The sequence below is a fragment of the Photobacterium marinum genome (assembly GCF_000331515.1).
Classification (GTDB): Bacteria; Pseudomonadota; Gammaproteobacteria; order Enterobacterales; family Vibrionaceae; genus Photobacterium; species Photobacterium marinum.
The window spans coordinates 70,559-89,703 of record NZ_AMZO01000013.1; the positions used below are offsets into that span (position 1 = coordinate 70,559).

The 19,145-nt window shown below is 36.7% G+C and carries 18 protein-coding genes; all 18 read left to right on the forward strand.

From position 1 onward, the window contains the following. The 18 genes from C942_RS25060 (at position 1) to C942_RS09650 (ending at position 19,141) form a co-directional block, all read left to right on the forward strand. The gene (locus tag C942_RS25060; protein ID WP_007465106.1) at positions 1–147 is read left to right on the forward strand and encodes a hypothetical protein; all 147 of its coding nucleotides are present in this window, start codon (positions 1–3) and stop codon (positions 145–147) included. Between the two features lie 41 nt (positions 148–188). Then, positions 189–1,937 carry a terminase large subunit gene (locus C942_RS09570; RefSeq protein WP_007465107.1) on the forward strand — a complete coding sequence of 583 codons (1,749 nt, stop codon included), beginning with the start codon at positions 189–191 and terminating at the stop codon, positions 1,935–1,937. Between the two features lie 24 nt (positions 1,938–1,961). Continuing rightward, positions 1,962–3,230, forward strand: coding sequence for a phage portal protein (locus tag C942_RS09575; RefSeq protein WP_007465109.1), 1,269 nt, complete (start codon positions 1,962–1,964; stop codon positions 3,228–3,230). After that, positions 3,220–3,900 carry an HK97 family phage prohead protease gene (locus C942_RS09580; protein ID WP_007465111.1) on the forward strand — a complete coding sequence of 227 codons (681 nt, stop codon included), beginning with the start codon at positions 3,220–3,222 and terminating at the stop codon, positions 3,898–3,900. The genes C942_RS09575 and C942_RS09580 overlap by 11 nt, the downstream gene beginning before the upstream one ends. Before the next feature lie 108 nt (positions 3,901–4,008). Beyond that, positions 4,009–5,340, forward strand: a complete 1,332-nt coding sequence (locus C942_RS09585) for a phage major capsid protein (protein ID WP_007465112.1) — start codon at positions 4,009–4,011, stop codon at positions 5,338–5,340. 48 nt (positions 5,341–5,388) lie between these two features. Next, positions 5,389–5,910 carry a head-tail connector protein gene (locus C942_RS09590; RefSeq protein WP_007465115.1) on the forward strand — a complete coding sequence of 174 codons (522 nt, stop codon included), beginning with the start codon at positions 5,389–5,391 and terminating at the stop codon, positions 5,908–5,910. Between the two features lie 2 nt (positions 5,911–5,912). Further along, entirely contained in the window at positions 5,913–6,239 is a 327-nt protein-coding gene (locus tag C942_RS09595) for a phage head closure protein (RefSeq protein ID WP_007465116.1), read from the forward strand. After that, positions 6,236–6,802: an HK97-gp10 family putative phage morphogenesis protein gene (locus tag C942_RS09600; RefSeq protein WP_036799474.1), complete on the forward strand. Its 567-nt coding sequence runs from the start codon at positions 6,236–6,238 to the stop codon at positions 6,800–6,802. The genes C942_RS09595 and C942_RS09600 overlap by 4 nt, the downstream gene beginning before the upstream one ends. A 391-nt stretch (positions 6,803–7,193) precedes the next feature. After that, positions 7,194–7,637, forward strand: a complete 444-nt coding sequence (locus C942_RS09610; protein ID WP_007465118.1) for a hypothetical protein — start codon at positions 7,194–7,196, stop codon at positions 7,635–7,637. Between the two features lie 107 nt (positions 7,638–7,744). After that, the gene (locus C942_RS09615) at positions 7,745–8,086 is read left to right on the forward strand and encodes a hypothetical protein (protein ID WP_007465120.1); all 342 of its coding nucleotides are present in this window, start codon (positions 7,745–7,747) and stop codon (positions 8,084–8,086) included. 206 nt (positions 8,087–8,292) lie between these two features. After that, positions 8,293–8,427 carry a hypothetical protein gene (locus tag C942_RS25625; RefSeq protein WP_007465122.1) on the forward strand — a complete coding sequence of 45 codons (135 nt, stop codon included), beginning with the start codon at positions 8,293–8,295 and terminating at the stop codon, positions 8,425–8,427. Positions 8,428–8,474: 47 nt separating this feature from the next. Continuing rightward, the gene (locus C942_RS09620) at positions 8,475–12,263 is read left to right on the forward strand and encodes a hypothetical protein (protein WP_007465123.1); all 3,789 of its coding nucleotides are present in this window, start codon (positions 8,475–8,477) and stop codon (positions 12,261–12,263) included. A 12-nt stretch (positions 12,264–12,275) separates the two neighbouring features. Beyond that, a complete protein-coding gene (locus C942_RS09625; RefSeq protein WP_007465125.1) occupies positions 12,276–12,863 on the forward strand; it encodes a hypothetical protein in 588 nt (195 codons plus the stop codon). 1 nt (position 12,864) lies between these two features. Next, complete coding sequence (locus C942_RS09630; RefSeq protein ID WP_051035780.1) at positions 12,865–13,389, forward strand: DUF2163 domain-containing protein; 525 nt, start codon at positions 12,865–12,867, stop codon at positions 13,387–13,389. Between the two features lie 8 nt (positions 13,390–13,397). Further along, on the forward strand, positions 13,398–13,832 hold the full coding sequence (locus C942_RS09635; protein ID WP_007465129.1) for a DUF6950 family protein: 435 nt from the start codon (positions 13,398–13,400) through the stop codon (positions 13,830–13,832). A gap of 134 nt (positions 13,833–13,966) precedes the next feature. Then, positions 13,967–18,220: a phage tail tip fiber protein gene (locus C942_RS09640; RefSeq protein WP_007465132.1), complete on the forward strand. Its 4,254-nt coding sequence runs from the start codon at positions 13,967–13,969 to the stop codon at positions 18,218–18,220. 2 nt (positions 18,221–18,222) lie between these two features. Next, on the forward strand, positions 18,223–18,753 hold the full coding sequence (locus C942_RS09645; protein WP_036799479.1) for a hypothetical protein: 531 nt from the start codon (positions 18,223–18,225) through the stop codon (positions 18,751–18,753). Continuing rightward, a complete protein-coding gene (locus C942_RS09650) occupies positions 18,725–19,141 on the forward strand; it encodes a hypothetical protein (RefSeq protein ID WP_007465136.1) in 417 nt (138 codons plus the stop codon). Before C942_RS09645 ends, C942_RS09650 begins: the two co-directional genes overlap by 29 nt. The last annotated feature ends 4 nt before the right edge of the window (positions 19,142–19,145 follow it).

Genomic DNA, 19,145 nt, shown 5'->3' on the forward strand with positions numbered 1-19,145 from the left:
ATGCGCAACGAATTCTATAAAAATAAAATGGATGAACTTTATAAAAATAAAGAGTCAGCATGGCTACCACTTGATGAACAAACAGAAGCTTATGAACTAGAACGAATCAAAGCTACACAGTTATTAAGGCAATGGAGCACAATATAAACGAAATGAAAAAGCTATATGGCTTAAAGGATTAAATAAAAATGGAATTGGATATAGAAAAGTATTCTTATCCAAACCTTAAACCTAACGAGCAAAGTTACAAATGGTGTCATAGATACTGTTATGACGTTTTGAAGGGGAATATTCCTGCTAATAAATGGATCAAGTTAGCAGCACAAAGACACTTTAAGGATTTAGAAAAGTCAGAAAATGATAATTATCCTTACATGTTTGATGTTGGACACGCACAACGTGTAATAGATTTCTTTCAGTATATTGACCACACAACAGGCGAACTTGCTAGAACACCTATTAAGTTAATGCCGTGGCAAATTTGGATATTTGCATCGATCTTTGGTTGGGTTAAAAAGGAAAAGGATAAGCGCACAGGAAAGCATCTAAGACGTTTTCGAACAGCAACAATATTAGTAGCGCGTAAGAATGGTAAATCAACTCTAGCGGCTGGTATTGGCTTGTATGGGTTACTTGCTGATAAAGAAGAAGGCGCACAAATCGTATCAGCGGGAACGACTAAAGAGCAGGCTATGATTTCATGGCGTGACGCTTCAAAAATGTTATCTGGTTCAGCTTTCAAGAAAGTAACTAAGAGCTATCAGAACCGCTTAGAATTCCCCGCAATGTTCTCTAATTTCAAAGCATTAGCCAGTGATTCTAATTCATTGGATGGTTTGAATATTCACTTTTGTATTGCTGATGAACTACATGCATGGAAAGACAGAAATCTATGGGGTGTATTAGAGACCGCAACAGCAGCACGTCAACAATCATTAATGCTTGGTATTACAACAGCAGGGACGATCCTTGATGGAATTTGTGTAGATTTGCTTGATTACGGGAAAATGATTCTTGAACAAATAGAGAATGATGATACTTGGTTTCTAGCTAATTACACGATAGATGAAGGGGATTCAATAGACGATCCTGTAGCTTGGATGAAAGCAAATCCGGCATTAGGTGAATTTAAAAAAATCGATGATATGGAGCGGCTTTGTAAAAAAGCAAAACAGATTCCAAGTGAACGAGCCAACTTTTTTACAAAGCACCTTAATGTTTTCGTTAATAGTTCTGAAGCATGGCTAGATATGAACGAGGTAACGGCTTGCACTGACACTAATTTAAAACTGTCAGACTTTAAAGGCCGCAAGTGTTACATAGGCATGGACTTATCACAGAAATGCGATTTAACAGCTATATCTTTGATATTCCCTGATGAGGATGGCGGGATAAGTATATTTCAGCGACATTATTTACCAGAAGATATGGTGCAATTGGTTCCTGAAAGACTTTCACAGTTATATACAAAATGGGCTAACTCAGGTCATTTAACTTTAACAGAAGGTAACGTTGTTGATTTCGAATGGATTAAACGAGATTTACGCGATTTTGCAACAATGTTTGATGTTCAGGAAATTGGTTACGATCCATATGCAGGAACACAGCTAGCAATTGAATTAATCACAAAAGATCAGTTGCCAATGGTTGAAGTTCGACAAGGCGCATTAACTCTATCTGAACCTAGTAAGTTACTAGAAGCATTATTCAAAATGAACAAAGTCAGATATGACGGTGATCCTGTTTTTGAATGGTGTTGCTCTAATTCACTTATTACGGAAGATTTAAACGGAAATATAAAGGTTCATAAAGAGAAAGGGGCTAAATATAAAAAGATTGATAGCCTTATCGCTTTGATAACAGGTCTACAGAGAACAGTTCTAGAGGAAGGAACGAAAGAAACCATTTATGAAGAAAGAGATTTATTTCTTTTATAGGTGGTAATTACATGGAGTAAATAAATGATTGTGGATTATAACGGTAATCCATTGTCTTTAGAAACAAAACAAGAATACGCAGTTAACAATCCTAATCTATTAGCATTATTGGCAGACGGTGAAAATACGCAAGTTGCGGGAATGGATGTTTCCGGCAGTAAATCTATGCGTCATTCCACTGTCTACGCTTGCATTCGTGTTATTTCTGAAGCACTTGGACAGCTAAAACCGAAACTATTTAAAATTGATGGTGGTGTTAAAAAAGAGATTAGTAATGAAAGCTCACAACTATCAAACGTATTAACGCGACAACCAAACGACTTTCAAACGTGGAATGAATTTCTTGAACAAATTGCAATTCATTTATGCGTGGATGGTAATTTCTACGCTTATGTTAACCGCAATTCTCGCGGTGTCCCTGTTGAAATAATTCCTTTTTTACCAAGTCAGGTTTCTATAAATACTGCCATTGATGGATCGGTTTATTACGATTGTTCTTTTGGTGGTGAACCTGAACAGCCAACAGAGTTTAAGCGACTGACAGAGCATAACATTCTGCATATTCGCTTTATGACGTTTGACGGGTTGCATGGTATGTCGCCTATTGCATTTAACCGTGGCTCTATTGGGCTTTCAATGGCAGCGGCTAAACATGGTGAGCAATTTTTCACTAATTCAGCAACACCTAACGGGATCATTCGAACAGAAAAATCACTATCAGAAAAAGCAATTAAACGACTAAAACAAGGCTGGAACAACCTTCATAAAGGCGTTACTAACAGCAATAAACTAGCTGTATTAGAAGACGGCTTAGAGTTCCAACAAGTAAGCATTTCGAATAAAGATAGCCAATTCTTAGAAACTCGAAAATATCAACGCTCTGAAATATGCGGTATTTTCCGTGTTCCTTTGCACATGATTGGTGATCTTGAAAGAGCAACATTTTCAAATATCGAAGAACAATCAATTAGTTTTTACCGTGATTCTATTTCTCCTTATATCGAGAAGATTTCAGCACGTATAAATAGAATGCTGAACACAGGTAAACACAAAAATTATCATTTCGAACTGGATTACAGTCATTTAATTAAGGGTGATACGAAAGCACAAATTGAATTAACAAAGGAATTGTTTTCAATGGGTGCGCTAACACTTAACGAAGTTCGTGAAATGTTTGGATTAGAACCGTTTGAAAAAGGCGGTGATCAACATGTTGTTGCAACGAATAACTACACGTTCGGCAAGTTAGGAGAAAAACCAAAGGAAACGGAGATTCCAAAGAATGAAGAATAAACAATTCAAGGTTGATTTCTCTATTAAGGAAATCAACGAAGAAGGACGTTTTTCTGGTTATGCAAACGTTGCTGATTATAAAGATCATGCAGGTGATGTAACACGGAAAGGTGCTTTCCTAAATAGCATTAAGGCTATTACCGAGTCAGGGCGAAAAATCCCTATGCTTTGGCAGCACCAACGCGATCAAGTTATTGGTGTGTATGACGTTCTGAAGGAAGACGAACACGGCTTATACGTTGAAGGTCAGCTAGTTCTTGAAGTTCAGAAAGCGTGTGAAGCACATGCATTAATGAAAGCAGGTGCTATTTCAGGTTTATCTATTGGCTACGTAGTCAAAAAGGAAACATACGATTCATCTACTAATACCAATTATCTAGAAGAAGTCGAACTAAAAGAAATTTCTGTAGTGACTTTTCCTTGTAATGAATTAAGCCGAGTCGAAACAGTTAAATCACTAATTGGTGATGGTGAAGTTCCAACAGAGCGACAAATGGAAAAAGCACTGAAGGAACAATTTGGACTATCCCAAAAGCAAGTAAAAGCATTTCTAGCACGTGGTTATATAGCAATTGGTGGTGGAACAATTCAAAAAGAAGAATTTGAAAAAGAAATGCAAGAAAAGATTAATCAAATCAAAAACCTCATTTCTGCTATTCAAAGCAATTAATCAAAAAGATAAATAAATAAAACATCGAAGCATACGGGAAGTTGTTTCTAGGCATTCATTCGAACGGGATGTTCGAAGGCGTGTTGTTTTGTAAATGGAGATATTCAAATGGAATTTGAAACACAACTAAATGAATTACTAGAAGGCGTTAAGGCTATTTCTGAAAAAGAAAGTGTTCACGCTGATGAAGTAAAAGAAATCAAAGAAAAAGCTGAAACCTTTGAAGCTTCTTTTAAAGAACTAAAAGAAAAATCAGAGCAATCAGAATCTCAAGTTATCGAGCTGAAGGAAGCAGTTGCAGAACTTGAAGACTCAATCGAAACACTTTCAGCAAAGTCTAACCGTCCTCAACTTTTTGGAAAGGAATCCGAAATGGAAGCAAAAGAAATTAATGTAAAAGAAACTAACCAGTTTCTAAAAGAAACAATTATCAATGCGAAGTCATTCGAATATGAAGGCGCAGAAGGCGAGCTAAAAGTTAAAGCTGGCAATATGAACGTAACCAACGATGCAGAAGGTAAAGTTGCAATCGTTGAAGATATGGAACGTCAGATTCTAAAGCGTTTGCTAGATGATTACGCAATTCTAAACGTGGTTGGTTCTCGAACTCTATCAAGTCCTGAGTTCAAGCGACTAGTTGACGCACAACGTGCGGGTGCGCGTTGGGTAGGTGAGAATACCGCAGCAGCAGCACCACAATTCACCCAAACACCAACACTACAGTTTATCCGTCCTGTTCTTGGTAAGGTTCAAGCGTATTCATTCATTACTGATGAAGCACAGGAAGATCCAGCAGTAGACCTTAAATCCTATATGGTTACTGATATTGCTGATCAAATGGGTCGCGCTATTTCAGAAAGCCTATGGCGTGGTGACGGTGCTAACAAGCCAAAAGGCATCCTAGAACACTTTGATGATGTTGAATCTGTTAAACCTGATGAGGGTGCAGGCGCACGTTCTGTAGAACACTTTGCTCATCGTGTTACTAGCACACAAGGTAAGCTTGCATCCGGCACTGGTTCAACTCTGTCACAGAACATTATTGATTTTCTAATTGATACTGTTTACGCGCTTAAAACTGGCTACCGTGCTAATGCGCGTTGGATGTTCAACCGTAAGACATTCGCAGAGCTAGCGAAGCTAAAAGACGCAGAAGGCCGTTATTACCTAACTAAAGATGTATCAGAAGGTTCAGACGGCACACTACTAGGTTTCCCTGTAACTATTGATGATTACGCTGATGATATTGAAGCGGGTAAATATCCAATTCTATTTGGTGATTTCAAACGCGGTTACGAGTTCATTAATTACCGTGGTATGAAAACGCTACAAGATAACGTTACAGCTCCAGGTGTTACCAAGGTTTATTTTGATCGTCGTGTTGGCTCAATGATTGGTGACAACAAAGCGGTTATTGGTATCAAGGTTAAAGCAGCCTAATTGTAATAAAAGCGGTATGAAAATACCGCTTCAAAATGGAGCGGTATAATGGATTATAAAACTAATAATAAATCCCTAGAAACTATTATTTCAATTGATGAAGCTAAACAACATCTACGTATTTTTGATGATTTCGATAATGATTTAATTCTTAATCAAATCGAAGCAGCAACACAATGGGCAGAAGCTTTTACACATCGTAAGTTATTGCCAACAGACATTCATGGTTATCAGGAAACAGTTTCAAAAGGTGAGGTTATCTTTTTACCATTCGGTGATATCTCTAATGCAGAAGTGAAAGCTTCAGGTGTTGTTATTACTGATGGTTTCAAGGTAAATGAATTCAATAACTCTATTCGCTTTGAAAATAGTTACTTTGATGTGGAGGTTAAATATACAGTCGGCTTTTCTGATGTTTCGGAAGTTCCAGCACCTATTAAGCAAGCTGTATTACTAATCGTGGGTAATCTATACGAGAACCGAGAAGATACAGTTATGGGTGTTAATGCTGCAATGATTCCATTTGGTTCTAAGAACCTGTTAACAACATATCGTTTATTTGAGGGGTGATTATGCGCTCAGGTAAATTAAAACATGTTATTCAGGTTTATAAGCAAACAAAACAAAAAAACGAATCAGGCGAATACGTTAACAACTGGCAATTGATTGCTAAACCGTATTGTGAAGTCAAAGTATTAGATGGTCAGGAAGTAGTAAACGGGAATATTGAAATAGCTATTCAAACAGTTGAGTTTAAAACAAGGTATTCCCGAGTTATTGAGCAATACACACCTGATATGTATATCAGATTTCAAAATAAGAAATACGATATTCAAAGCGTAGATAACGTTAATTGGTTGAATAGGGAATTACGAATTGTTGCTAAGGAAAGACGATGATCAAACAATCAACGTTCCGTGTTCACGGATTAAAAGAATTACAAAAATCAATCCTTGATATAGGAACGGTGTTAGGTCGGAAGTCTGTTCATACAGCAGGGCGTGAAGCAATGAAACCTGTTCTTGCAGCAGCTAAAGAAAAAGCACCTTACGATCCAAATCATGAAGGTGTTCATATAAGAGATGATATTACTTTGTCTGTTACTACAAAGCTCAGAAATAAACGAGCGCGTAAATATGGAACGTTCTTTAGGGCAAGGGTTAAGACAGGGGCGAAAACAGAAGATTACGCTTCACGGCTCGAATTCGGACGACAGGAAAGCACAGTAGAAAGAAATATAATATTCGGCATTAAAGTGCCTAACTACAAAGCAAAGCTAACAATGCTAAACCCGCGTCCGTTTCTGCGTCCTGCATTACGTGAAAACGTTGATTCTATTTTATCTAATTTCAAAGAAAGCGTTAGCAAGGAACTTGATAAATATTCGAGTAATCGAAATCGAGTAGCTAAACAATACATTAACGCTATGAGACAGAAATCAAGGAGAACAAATAATAAATAATGTTTATAACAGATTTAAGAACGCACCTTGTTTCTAAATCTAATATTGAAAAAGTTGTAAAAGATCGAATCTTTCCTAACTACTTGCCTCAAGACGAAATCAAACCCGCAATAGTCTATTCCGATACAGGCTCTACACGAAATATTAGTTATCAGAACCAAGGGACAAAAATATATCGAATTCAATTCAATGTTATTGATGTTGAATACAAGCGAGCTAAGGAACTAGCTCAGTCAATTATTGAAATCTTTCATTGTTGCTCAGGACTCTTAGGAGCAAATCAAATCTTATTAGGTCGCCTAGTAAACGAAAAGGATTTATTCGAAAACAAGCTACACGAAATCGCAATCGAATTCGAGTTCGAAGTGGTTTGATATAAGGAGATAAAAACATGGCTGGTATTAACCAACTAACCACAGGCTATAACTCAAAAGTTTTTTATGTTGAGGGTCTGGATAAAAGCGTAACTCAATGCACAAAAGAAATTACAAATATTCAAAACATTGCTGATATTGCAGATACAGCAGCAACAGTAACTGTTAACCAATATGCCGGTGATGGTCATACTGTAACGCTAGCTGGCATTAAGTCTGTAGCACCATTTGATCTAGTAATGAACTACAAAGCGATTGAACACGAACCACTAAAAGCACTATTTGATAACGGTGAACAAATCTCACTAGTAGTTAAGCTAATTGCAGGTTCAGCGGAAACATATGTTGCAATGAATGCAAATATTCTTTCTTGGAGTCTATCAACACCTGCTGATGGTGTTCGAACTCTAACATGTTCTGTTGGTGTATTAGGTGGTCTTAAAGTCACTCACAAAGCATAAAAGCTAATTGATAAATAAACATAGATGTAAGTCGTTTCCTTAATGCCTCCAAAGGAAACGCTTTCTTTTTATTACATGGGGGCGGCAGTTATATAGAGGCGTATAAAATGGCACTAAGTAAACAAGCAATTCTAGCAGCAGATGATCTTCCAACTGAATCAGTTCACGTTCCAGCATGGGGCGGTGATGTAATGGTCAAGGGTTTGTCTGTTGGTGAAATGGCAAAGGCGCAACGGAAAGCAAATAAAGGAACACAACTAGATCTAATGGTTTATGTGATGATTTACGGTTGTGTTGATGAAAACGGTAAACATCTATTCACAGAGAAAGATGTAAAAGCACTTCTAACAAAGAATCAAGAACCAATTGTAGAAGTAACAAACAAGATTTTTGAGTTATCCGGCTTTGGTCTAACACCTGAAGAAGAAAAGGAAGAAGCGGGAAACTAATAAGGAATAGGGATGAATGGTTTAAAATCAGGCTTGCCATTCATACAGGCTGGACTTTTGAATATATCGAGTCGCTACCTATTCAAACATATCGAAAAATACAAATTTATCACGCATATGAACCATTCGGAGCAAGAACAGAGGCTTTATATCAAGGCTATCTTGTATCGGCAATAGTTAATCAGAATCGTGATTCAAAAAATCAATTGAAACCTGTTGATATATACCCTTGGATTTCGGAAGAAATTCCAGAGGAATATTTAACAGAAGAAGAAAAAGCCGAAATAAAAAATAACAAAATTCTCGAAATGATGCGGGGATTTGGAAATCCAAACGTTTAAGGGGGCTTTATGCCCTCTTTTTTTTGGTTTGAAAAGGAGTTCAAACAATGGCAAAGACTTACACAGTAGCGCGATTGTCTGTTGATTTCGAAGCTAATTCAGCACGATTTCAGGAAGCATTAACAAGGGTTGAAAATCATGCTACTCGAAGCACCAATAAAATGATTAAAACCTTTGGTGAGTTCGAAAGAAAAACACGAATGGTCGCTGATAAATTCGATTCTAACTTAATCAAAATGAATAGGGCAGTTAAGAAAGCATTTGCACCTATTACAGTATCTTTCAATCTGTTCAAGAAAAGCATTAAAAACCTAACGCGACCTTTTAGAACAGTTTACAAGGTTATGTCAGCACCTTTTATCAAGCTATACAAATTGCTTGATAAGGTGAAAAACAAAATAAGTGGAGTAGGGAAAGCTGTTACATCACTAATTAGTAAGTTTAGCAAGTTCGCTATGATCACAGGCGGCGCGGCTGTAGCTGGCTTACTGGCTTTCACCATTCATGCAGCACAAACAACATTAGAAATGCAACGTCTAGGTGATCGTGTTGGTATCGGTTACGAGAAGATGAACGCTCTAAACCTCATTGCTTCAATGTCTGGTGTAACACTGGAACAAGTAACTGATGCAATGAAAGATTTGTCTGTAAGGACACAAGACGCCGCGTTAGCTGGTTCAGGTGCATTACTACCTTTCTTTATCCAGATTAATGAGTCAGCAAGCGAATGGGCGAAGATGGACGCAGCAACAGAGTTTGAGCGTTTTTCAGATGTTCTTTCAAAGCTACCACTACAGCAAGCACAATTCTGGGCTGATGAAATTAACGATAGCATGTATCGAATGCTACCGATCTTGCGTCAAGGTGCTAGTTACTTCCGTAAGATGACAGATGAAGCAAAACTATTCGAAGTGTCACTAGATAACCGTGAAGCAATCATGAAGATGCAAGCGAACCTTGCACGTTTGAAAGGTGTTGCTGTTGGTTTCTTTGGCAACATTGCGGGTGAAGTATCGAAGATGCTTGACGAACCAATGACTAATGCTATCGAGGGATTCACCAAGAAAGCGAAAGAGTCAGGCGGTGTTGATATTCTGGTAAGAGATACAGTAGCTAATTTCCTAGTTGCACTATCTAATATTGTTCGTGGCTTTGATACTTTCAAAACTTCACTAGTCAGTATCTTAAAAACAATTCAACAGAAGATGATTGATTTAGGTCTGTTGGATGATAAAGCAGAATTAAATTTCAGAACCAAAATTGATACTAGTGAACTTGATATCTTACAGCAAAAATATACTAGTAAAGAAACTGAACTAAACCTTGCTATTTCAGCGGGTAAATCAGCAGATGAAATTAATCTATTAAAATCAGAGCTAACAGATTTAGGTGTTGAATATACTTCATTAGATGAAAAGATTTCTAAGGGTAAAGGACTACAAGCGCGTCAAGCTAATTATCAGAAGATTCAAGCAGAAATTAAGAAGCTAAAAGATTTAGAAAATGGTGTTGGTGCATTCACAAGTATTGATGAAGCTAAAGCTATTAATGCTCAAGCTAAGATAGTTCGTGAAATGCTTCAGGGTTATACTGGCATTGATAAACAATTAGAGAGAGCACTTAACCACAGTGTTGCAACTGTTGGTAATCATGAAAACCAAGCAGCTTTACTTACTGAAGTATCTGATATTTACAAGAATCAGCTTAATAAAGAAATTCGATCTTTTAATGCTAGCTATGAAGAAACTAACTCTTTGTTAGGAGCAACAGCAGATAAGCTAGACGATGCAGCTATTAAGCTAAAAAAACAGAACAATGAAATCTTAACTAATGGTCGTCAAACAAATAACACAATGAATGCTAATCTGAAGCATCGACAGCAAGCTATTAAGTTTGCAAAGGAAGCTGAAGTTGCAGAGGACAAGTTAACAGCTCTTTATAAGAAACAAGGCACATCATTAGAAGATATTAAAATTCAGATGAAGGCTAAAACAATCGCTTTATCTGATATGACTAGTTCAACACTAGTGTTATCTGATGAAAATCTAGCAAAAGAAAAACAACGTGTTAGTGCTTATTATTCTTTTGTTGTTGCTAAAGCTAAGAGTAAATATGCTGATTTGATTGCTGCTAACAAACAAATGATTGAACAGTCAGAAAATAAAATCAATTCCAGTGCTGCTGGTGTAGATGTTGAGGCTGAACAAGAAAACATTAAAGCTAATAATGCAGCTATTGTTAAGTTAGAAAAACAGCTTAATACTGAAATTTTGATTGCCACAAATAAACGTAATACTTCATTAGCTGGTTTGGAAATCAAAGCTAGTGAAGATAAATTACAACGTGTTATTTCTTTTAATGGTGATTACATTAGTTTGCTTACTCAGTCTCACAACACAGACATGGAGCGAGAGAAAACTAATACTGAAACTAAATTGAAGAATATACAATACTTCCTTTCTCAAAAGAAACGCTATTACGGTGCAGATTCAGAAGAATACAAAAAGTTAGTTGAGCAATCAGAGAAAGCAATTGTAAATATCAAGCTGAATTCAGAACGTAAACAACGTGAAATAAGATTCAAGGAATCTATGGAACGTTTAAGAATTCTTGGTTTGTCAGGTGAATTAGCTGTTGCTCAAGTAGACCAGAATGAAAGGAAAGAGCTAGATAGTTTAAAAGATGGTCTTAACGATAAGCTTGTATCTTATGAGGAATATGAAAAGCGTAAAACTCAGATTCAGAAAAAGTATGCTGATAAACGAGCAGATGTAGAGCGAGAGAATAGTAAACGACTTACTGATGCCTTTATTACATGGGCTGGTAAACAAAGTTCAGTAATCAATAGTTTTACAAATAACGATCTAGCTAATCTAGGTGATGCATGGAATAACTTCTTTGATGAAAACAGTGCTGGTTTTAAAGATTGGGGCGCAGTGTTTGAAGACTCAATGAAGTTAGCAGGTTCTTTGATTGGTCAAATTTCAGATATGTATTTCTCATCTAAAGAGCGTGAACTAGATGCACGTAAAAAAGCTTTAGACGATGAAATAGATAAACGAAAAGAATCTATCGAGCAAAACGATAGCATTACTGATCAAGAGAAAAAGAAACAGCTACAAGCTTTAGAGAAGGAAGAAAAACAACGAAACGCAATCATTAACAAAGAGCGTAAGAAAGCCTTTGAACAAAAGAAAAAGTATCAAATGGCTGAAGCTCTAATGAACATTGCAACGGGTGTTACTTCAGCTCTAACAGTTGCACCACCTGTAGGCTTTGTATTGGCTGGTATGGTTGCAGCTATGGGCGCGGCTCAGCTCTCTATGATTTCAGGCCAGCAATACTCAGGACAAGCACACAGCGGTATTGATGAAATCCCAAACACAGGTAATCAAACTTGGATGTTGCAAGGCGGTGAGCGTGTTGTTCAGAAGCCACAGAACGTGAAACTAAAGCGTTTCCTTGATGAATGGGATACACGCAAGGTTTCACAGCAAGCAATGAGCGAGCAGCTTGTTAAGGCGGTTTCAATGCAACCTAGTCAGCCTGTTGTTCAATCTGAAGCAGCTAACGATTCGAGCTACAGCATTGCTGATCAAGTGCAATCAACTTATCTAGAAAAGAGTTCAGACACGTTAGGCAGTGCATTACAACGCGATCTTACTAAATACAATCAGACGAAAGAAAAAGCGGGGTCGTCTTTTAAAGTTGATGCTAGTTTAACTATCGAAGGTAATGTTGTTGGTGAAACTGAATGGATTTCAGAACAGTTAACACAACATCGAGAACTAATAGCAGCTGAACTATCAGATTTAAAACAATCACACGGTTATTAATAAAGAGGCAATATGGCTATTGAAAATTTTCCTGACTTGATGCTGGCTAACGTCAAGGTATCAAGTGAGTTTTTTAATTGGAAACATACAAGCCAGAATAAAAGCACTCTTATGCGTTCGCGTGACTTACAACAATTTAAAGTTGAGTTTTCCATTGTATGTAAAAATGCAATGGATGCTCAACAGCTAAGAGGCTTTATTGCTTCAATTGAGGGTGACGGTTTACCTTTTTATATGAAGTTAAAAAAAGATACGGTTTCTTTAGGTGGTCTATATGGATCACCTGTTGTAACAACTGCGGAAGGTGCGGGAGTATCTAACATTAATGTTAGTGGTTTTTCTGGTTCATTCTTATCAGGTCAATTAATCCAATTCTTAAACGATCCAAAAGTATACACATTAACAGCGAACACAAAAAACAATGGTGTTCTTAAAGTTAAACCATCATTACGTAAACCTGTAGATTTACATACACCTGTAGTATTTGGTGATGAGGTTAAATTCAAACTACGCCTAGAAAAAGGTCAATATGATTTTAATTATAAAAACGGTGAAGTTCTTATTGTTAAATTCACAGCATTAGAGGATTTAGGGGGCTAATATGTTTAATCCGCGCTTAGGCACACCATATCTATTAACGTATCTGTTTTTCAAAGATAGTAATCTACACGTTCGATTAACTAACGCACCTTATGATATTGAATATAAGGGTGATCTTTATCGGTCATATGGTGATTTACTTTCTATCTCTAATCTAAATAGTAGTGCGAACATTAGCACTGAAGGGATGACAATCAAGCTAGTAGGTATTGATCCAGTTTATCAGCGAGAAATTCAAAACGAAAACTACCTAAACCAGCCTGTTAAAGTTTATCTTGTTTCAGTTAATGAGGGTGTAGTGACTTCAGATGAAATCATTCATTCTGGATATTTGGATCAACCTGTTTTCACAAAAGATCCAGATAAAGGAATGCTAACCATTACTTGTAAGACAGTTAATGAATTTAAACGACTTGATCAAACTAACGGCACTCGAACAGCTAATAGTGTTCAACAATTCTGGTTTCCTAATGATAAGGGGATGGAATACGCAGGTAAGAAACGATATGTAGGTAAATGGAAATAGGGGGCTGAATGAAAATAGAGAAACTAATTTCTATTCATGATTTCGTAGAGGATGTAAAAGAACAAGAATATAAAACTGGTGTCAATGATTGCTACATGAATGCGTTGAAAGTTGTAGATATTGTCTCAGGTTCATCATTTCATGAAACATTACTAAATAAATATAAGACGTTCAAAACAGGATTGAAACGAGCTAGTAAACTAGTTGGTTATTCTAATATTGATGAACTTTTAAAAGATTACTCAGTTGAAATGGAAAAGAATTACGCCTCAACAGGCGATATTGTTTTGATTGATATCAAACAAGATTATTTTGCTTGTTTAATTCATATGGGGAATTCGCTGTTTCAATCAGGCGATAAAAAACAAAAGGCCAGTTTTATTTCATTGGATGAAATAGAGGGCATGACTGCGCGTTATTTTCGAATAAAAGAAAGCAAATAGTAAAGAAAGGAATTAATAGAGCCACGGTTCGTTTGGATCGTGGTTCTTATGTATACAAGGAGAGTAGCAATGAATATTTCTATTAACACGGCAGTTCAAGGATCTAATAAATCTTTGAAACTGAGTGTGCATTAATGCCACCTGTAGCAGTAGGGGTAGCAATCGCAGCAGGCGCAGCAGCAGCCGGGGCAACAGCAGCGGCAGTGATCGGTATTGCAATCGCGGGAACAGTTGCAGCAGGCGTTCTAATGAATGCTATGAAACCTGATATTCCTAATTCGGATTTTGGTGCAGGTATTACCAACTCAGGCGCAGATGTGGTTATTCCTGTCGTCTATGGATGCAACAGAACAGGGTCAGCGTTAATTTATGAGCACATTAATGGTAAGTGGTTAACTTGCGTCTATGTCGTCTCAGAAGGGCGCATAGACGGCATAGACGAAATTTATTTGAATGGTAAGGCTGTAGGGATTCGACCACTTGAAAATCAAATCTATACGCTTTCTAAAAGTGATGGTGGTTTTGGTCAGGCAATCAAAATTCAATGTAATTTTGGTGGTGATAATCAGCAAGCTTTATCACTGGTAGATAGTCAATCATCCGAGTGGTCTAAGGATCACCGTGTGCGTGGTCGAGCATGTATTGCTGTATCAATGCACAGAGAGCTAGAAGAAGACACGGAAATCTTTTCACAACCATCATTAAACGCGATTGTTCGCGGTCGCCGTATCAAAGACATTCGAAACAATAAGATTGCATATAGTGATAATCCGGCTCTATGCCTTTATGACTATTTGACTAACAAGCGTTGGGGTGTTGGTTTAGATGTTAGCTCAATTGATACACGTAGCTTTATTGAAGCGGCTAACTACTGTGATTTAAACGAGATTCGTTTAACATGCAATGGGACTGTTAACCAAGCACAATCACTAAGAAACAATATTGATGAAATCTGTTCTAGTTTCCAAGGTAACTTAATCGAGACAGGCGGAAAATTCTATTGTTATGTTGATAAACCTTCACCAGTTGTTTATCACTTCAATGAAGGCAATATGATAGGTGCTAGCACTACTTCATATGGTTCTACTAGTAGTTACTTTAATCAACTTCAGATTAAGTTCAATGATGCAAACGATAGTGTTGAACCTTATTCAGAAAACTATCTAACTTTTCCTTCACAGAAAAACGATATTATTACTAAGGATGGTGAAGTTAAAGCGCAATCTATTGAACTGAAGTTTACAAAAGATAAAAGAGTTGTTGAATGGATTTCTAACGTAGAATTCAGACGCGCACAAAAGCGCGTTCATTGTTCTTTTAAATCGAATGATGAAGCATTTATGGTTAAGCCGTTTGATGTAGTTACGATTACTGATAATGAGCAAGGTTGGGATAAAAAGAAATTCCGTGTAGTAAAAACTGTTAAATCATTTGATGCTAAAAACTTTGGTGTTATTCAATTCTCATGTATTGAATATTCAGATTGGATTTACACAGGTAACGAAACGAGCTTAGGCGGAAAATCACCAAGTCATAAATTCCCTAATGAATACGAAGTGCCAACACCAAAAGCGTTGAAATGGGAACAGCTTTCTTTAGAGGATACAGGGGCAGGTAAACTAACATGGACTAACCCTGATTCTATTGTTATCCGTGAAACCTTAGTTGATTGGAAGCTTTCAACAGATGAAACATGGTCGCGCTACGGTATAACACATGGACAAGAAATTATTATCCGTAACGCTCGAAACGCACGTTATGATTTTCGTGTTGCTAACCGTAATGTGTTCGGTGTGCTTTCTAGCTTTGAATACCTTAACGATGTGAATATGACTGATCCAATGGTCTATCCAGCGGTTACAGGATTGAAGTTAAACACTTCAGCTACGAGCAAACTAACCATTGAAGGCGTTGATTTCTCCTTCAGTTGGGATGATATGAAAGCTGTTGATATAAAAGGGGAAGGTGCGGATGCAGACGGCAACGGTAATCTAGGGCGGTTTATCCGGCACTACGAGATCCAGGTTTATACAGGTAACACTTATAAGCGCACTGAGTTTATAACTGACAACAGTTATGTATATAGCTTTGATAAAAATGCTGATGATGGTCTAGAGCGTGACGTTACGCTAAAGGTTCGAATTGTTGGTAAAAGTGGCGGTGTTTCACCGTGGGCGGCTATTACAGCTACAAACGAACAGATGCCACAACTATCAGGCGTTGTTGTTGATACATCTTTAACTTCTCTTATGGTTCGCTATCAGCTACCTACACAACAAGATTTTCAAGCTGTTGAAATCCATCGTTCAACACAGAAAGGTTTCAAACCATTTATTGATACCTTATGGAAAGATACAACAGACAATAATATCACTGAAACATTAGACACAAAGGAAACCTATTATTTCCGTCTAGGCTCATATGATAAGTTCGGGCGTGATAATATTGTTTACTCTGATGAATATAGCGTAACTCTTAATTCAATTGATGATTATTTGACTAACATTGATGAGTCTAAATTATCACAAGATTTACAATCAAAAATTAGCGTTATTGATGAGAATAAAACGAATATTGTAGAAGAAGCAAAGGCGAGAGCTAATGCTATTACGAAAGAACAAGGCGAACGAGCAGCAGCTATAGAATCAGAGGCTACCACTCGAAAGACTGAAATTGAAGTAATAAGCAATCAGGTTAATACTCTTACTAGTATATCTAATAGTAATGTTGCAGATCTAAAAGATGAAAAAACAGCAAGGACAAATGCTGATAGCTCATTAGGTAAACGAATTGATTCTGTAGTTACTTCAGTTGGTGATAACTTAGCATCATTGAATAGCTCAGTTGAGGCTATTTCAGATAAGACAACAGCGAACGTTAATCAACTATCATCATTACAAACAAAGGTAGGAGATAACACAGCTAGCCTTAATGTGATTAACTCTAGCTTAAATGGTCTTACTACTAAATATGCAGTTCAAACAGATGTAAACGGTGTTCTTTCTGGTTTTGGTTTAATGAATGAAGGATTGAAAGGTTCTGAGTTTGCAGTAAACGCAAATAGTTTTACAGTCTTTAATGGTGTTGGTAATACGGTTCATGATAAATCTAAAACGTATTCAAAAGGAACTTATGTAAATAGTCCTGTTATTTTTTCTGAAAACGGTAAAGCTATTCAGTTTATGTATAAGGCTAAGAAAGATGTTCCTAGTTCTATTGATTTAACAAATGTTGATTATTGGGAATACTTAGGAAGCGCAAGACAGACAGCTTTTGAAGTTAAGGACAATAAAGTATTCATCAAAAAAGCTTTGATTGGTAAGGCAAGTATTGAAGAAGGTCATATTGCTAATGGTGCAATTACTAACCTTAAAATAGGTAATGTGATTCACTCGAATAACTATAAAGCTGATAATAGTGGTTGGTGCATTAATAAAGATGGTTCTTCAGAGTTCCAGAACATAAAAGCGCGTGGTTTGATTGAATCCTCACAAATTAGAGGCTCAGTTATTGAAGGTGCTTTAATCATTGGTTCATCTAAGGTAACTGTTCCAACTGAAGCTGATGATGGTGATAAAGGCACAGAAGCAGAACCGCGTTACTTATGTTTGCCTACTAGTAACGTTAATGTGAATGCGCCTAATGATTGGGCTTTAGGAACAATCGACACCGAAAATAAACCAGCTACTAGCGATACAGCACAAACTAGTGTGAGTAATGTGGTATCGGCTAATTATACAAGTGATGGAAAGATTCAAGAAACTGGTGGTGAATGGGTTTGGAAGAACATGCAACGTCATCGACTGTGTGGTCAAAAGCCTGTTTTTAGTGGCACTTTTTCACCAATGCATACAGAGTTAATTCCAAGCATGTTAGGTGCGCCTGATCCAAGTGTATCACCAATAAAAGGCACACGCTCGCCTAATACATTTACATTGTCGCTAGGTATTTATGACAATAAAGATAGAGAGCTTAAAACCATTAGTTCAGGCACTATTACAGTTAACTTTAATAATCTTATTGGTAAGTCATCAGGAGCACAATCTCAATTAGCCTCACAAACAATCACCATTGATAGGGATGGTTGTCGTTGGGTGTTTAATGTTCATTTCATGTTGGCGCATGATTACAATGGATTTCAAGCGAAATATACATATTTCCATTATATTGATAATATTTCTTTTACGGTTACACCATTGAATGATCTTTTCTCTTTTAATATAGAAGATCAAAAAGGAATGTATGCGCGTTCTTCTGTTTCTATTAGCGGCATGGTTAATTATTATGGTAGTGGTATGTATCTAGGAGGGCCGGAAATTAAATTTTATTGGCTAAGGCGTTCTAATACAAAAATAAATACATTTAATATGACTATCACAGGTAATTAAAAATGGTAACGTTACAAAGTAGCGAGATCCCATTCGAATATCAAATAGCGAAAACTATGTTAGTTTGCGGCAAAGATTTTGCCGCAACTGATTTAGCTGTAAGGATTATTAAAAAAGTAATACTTATGGATAAAACTGTTTATGTCGAATCGGATACAGGCACAATAAATAGAGAGCATCATACAAATATCGTTAATGATGTATCTAAAGCAGATTATAAAATTTACATAAATAAATACACTTGTCAGCCGGATATTTTATATGAGATTGAAACTGATTGTGATTATGAACCTGAAAGGTTTATTCCTCTTAAATATCATCTAACTGAATATCAGGCATTAGGCAAAAACGAATACCAACAGCAATTAAAAGAAACTGATTTTAAAATCCTTAAGGAGTTAGAAAAAATGTTCTTACAAGATCACCCATTAGTAACACAACGAAATGAATTACGAAATGGATTTAATAAAACTGTTGGCAAATTAAAAGAAGAAGGAGCTATTAATGACAGCAATGGACGAGTGGACGATTAAACGGGGAGATACATTTTTCGTAGAATATGAATTATACGCTGGAACGAATCCTGAAAATCTAATTAAACGGATTGATTTATCACAAGTAGATATTACTTGTAAGTGTCGTGTTTCACCTAATGATCCAGTTGTAATTGATATTACACCATTTATTACAGTAACCAATGCTGTAAGTGGTGTATTTCAAATCAAAATCCCACCTAGTAAAACAACCGAGTTAGGTCAGGCAGGCCAAACACATTTCTTTTATGGTGATATTCAAATTCAAGAAAAAGTAGCACCACAGGATGAAGAAAAAGATGTAGAGACATTAATGGATCTATCTATAACCGTTGTTGATGATTACACATATACAGCGAAGGGTGGCGATTCTAGTTTCTTACTTTAATCAT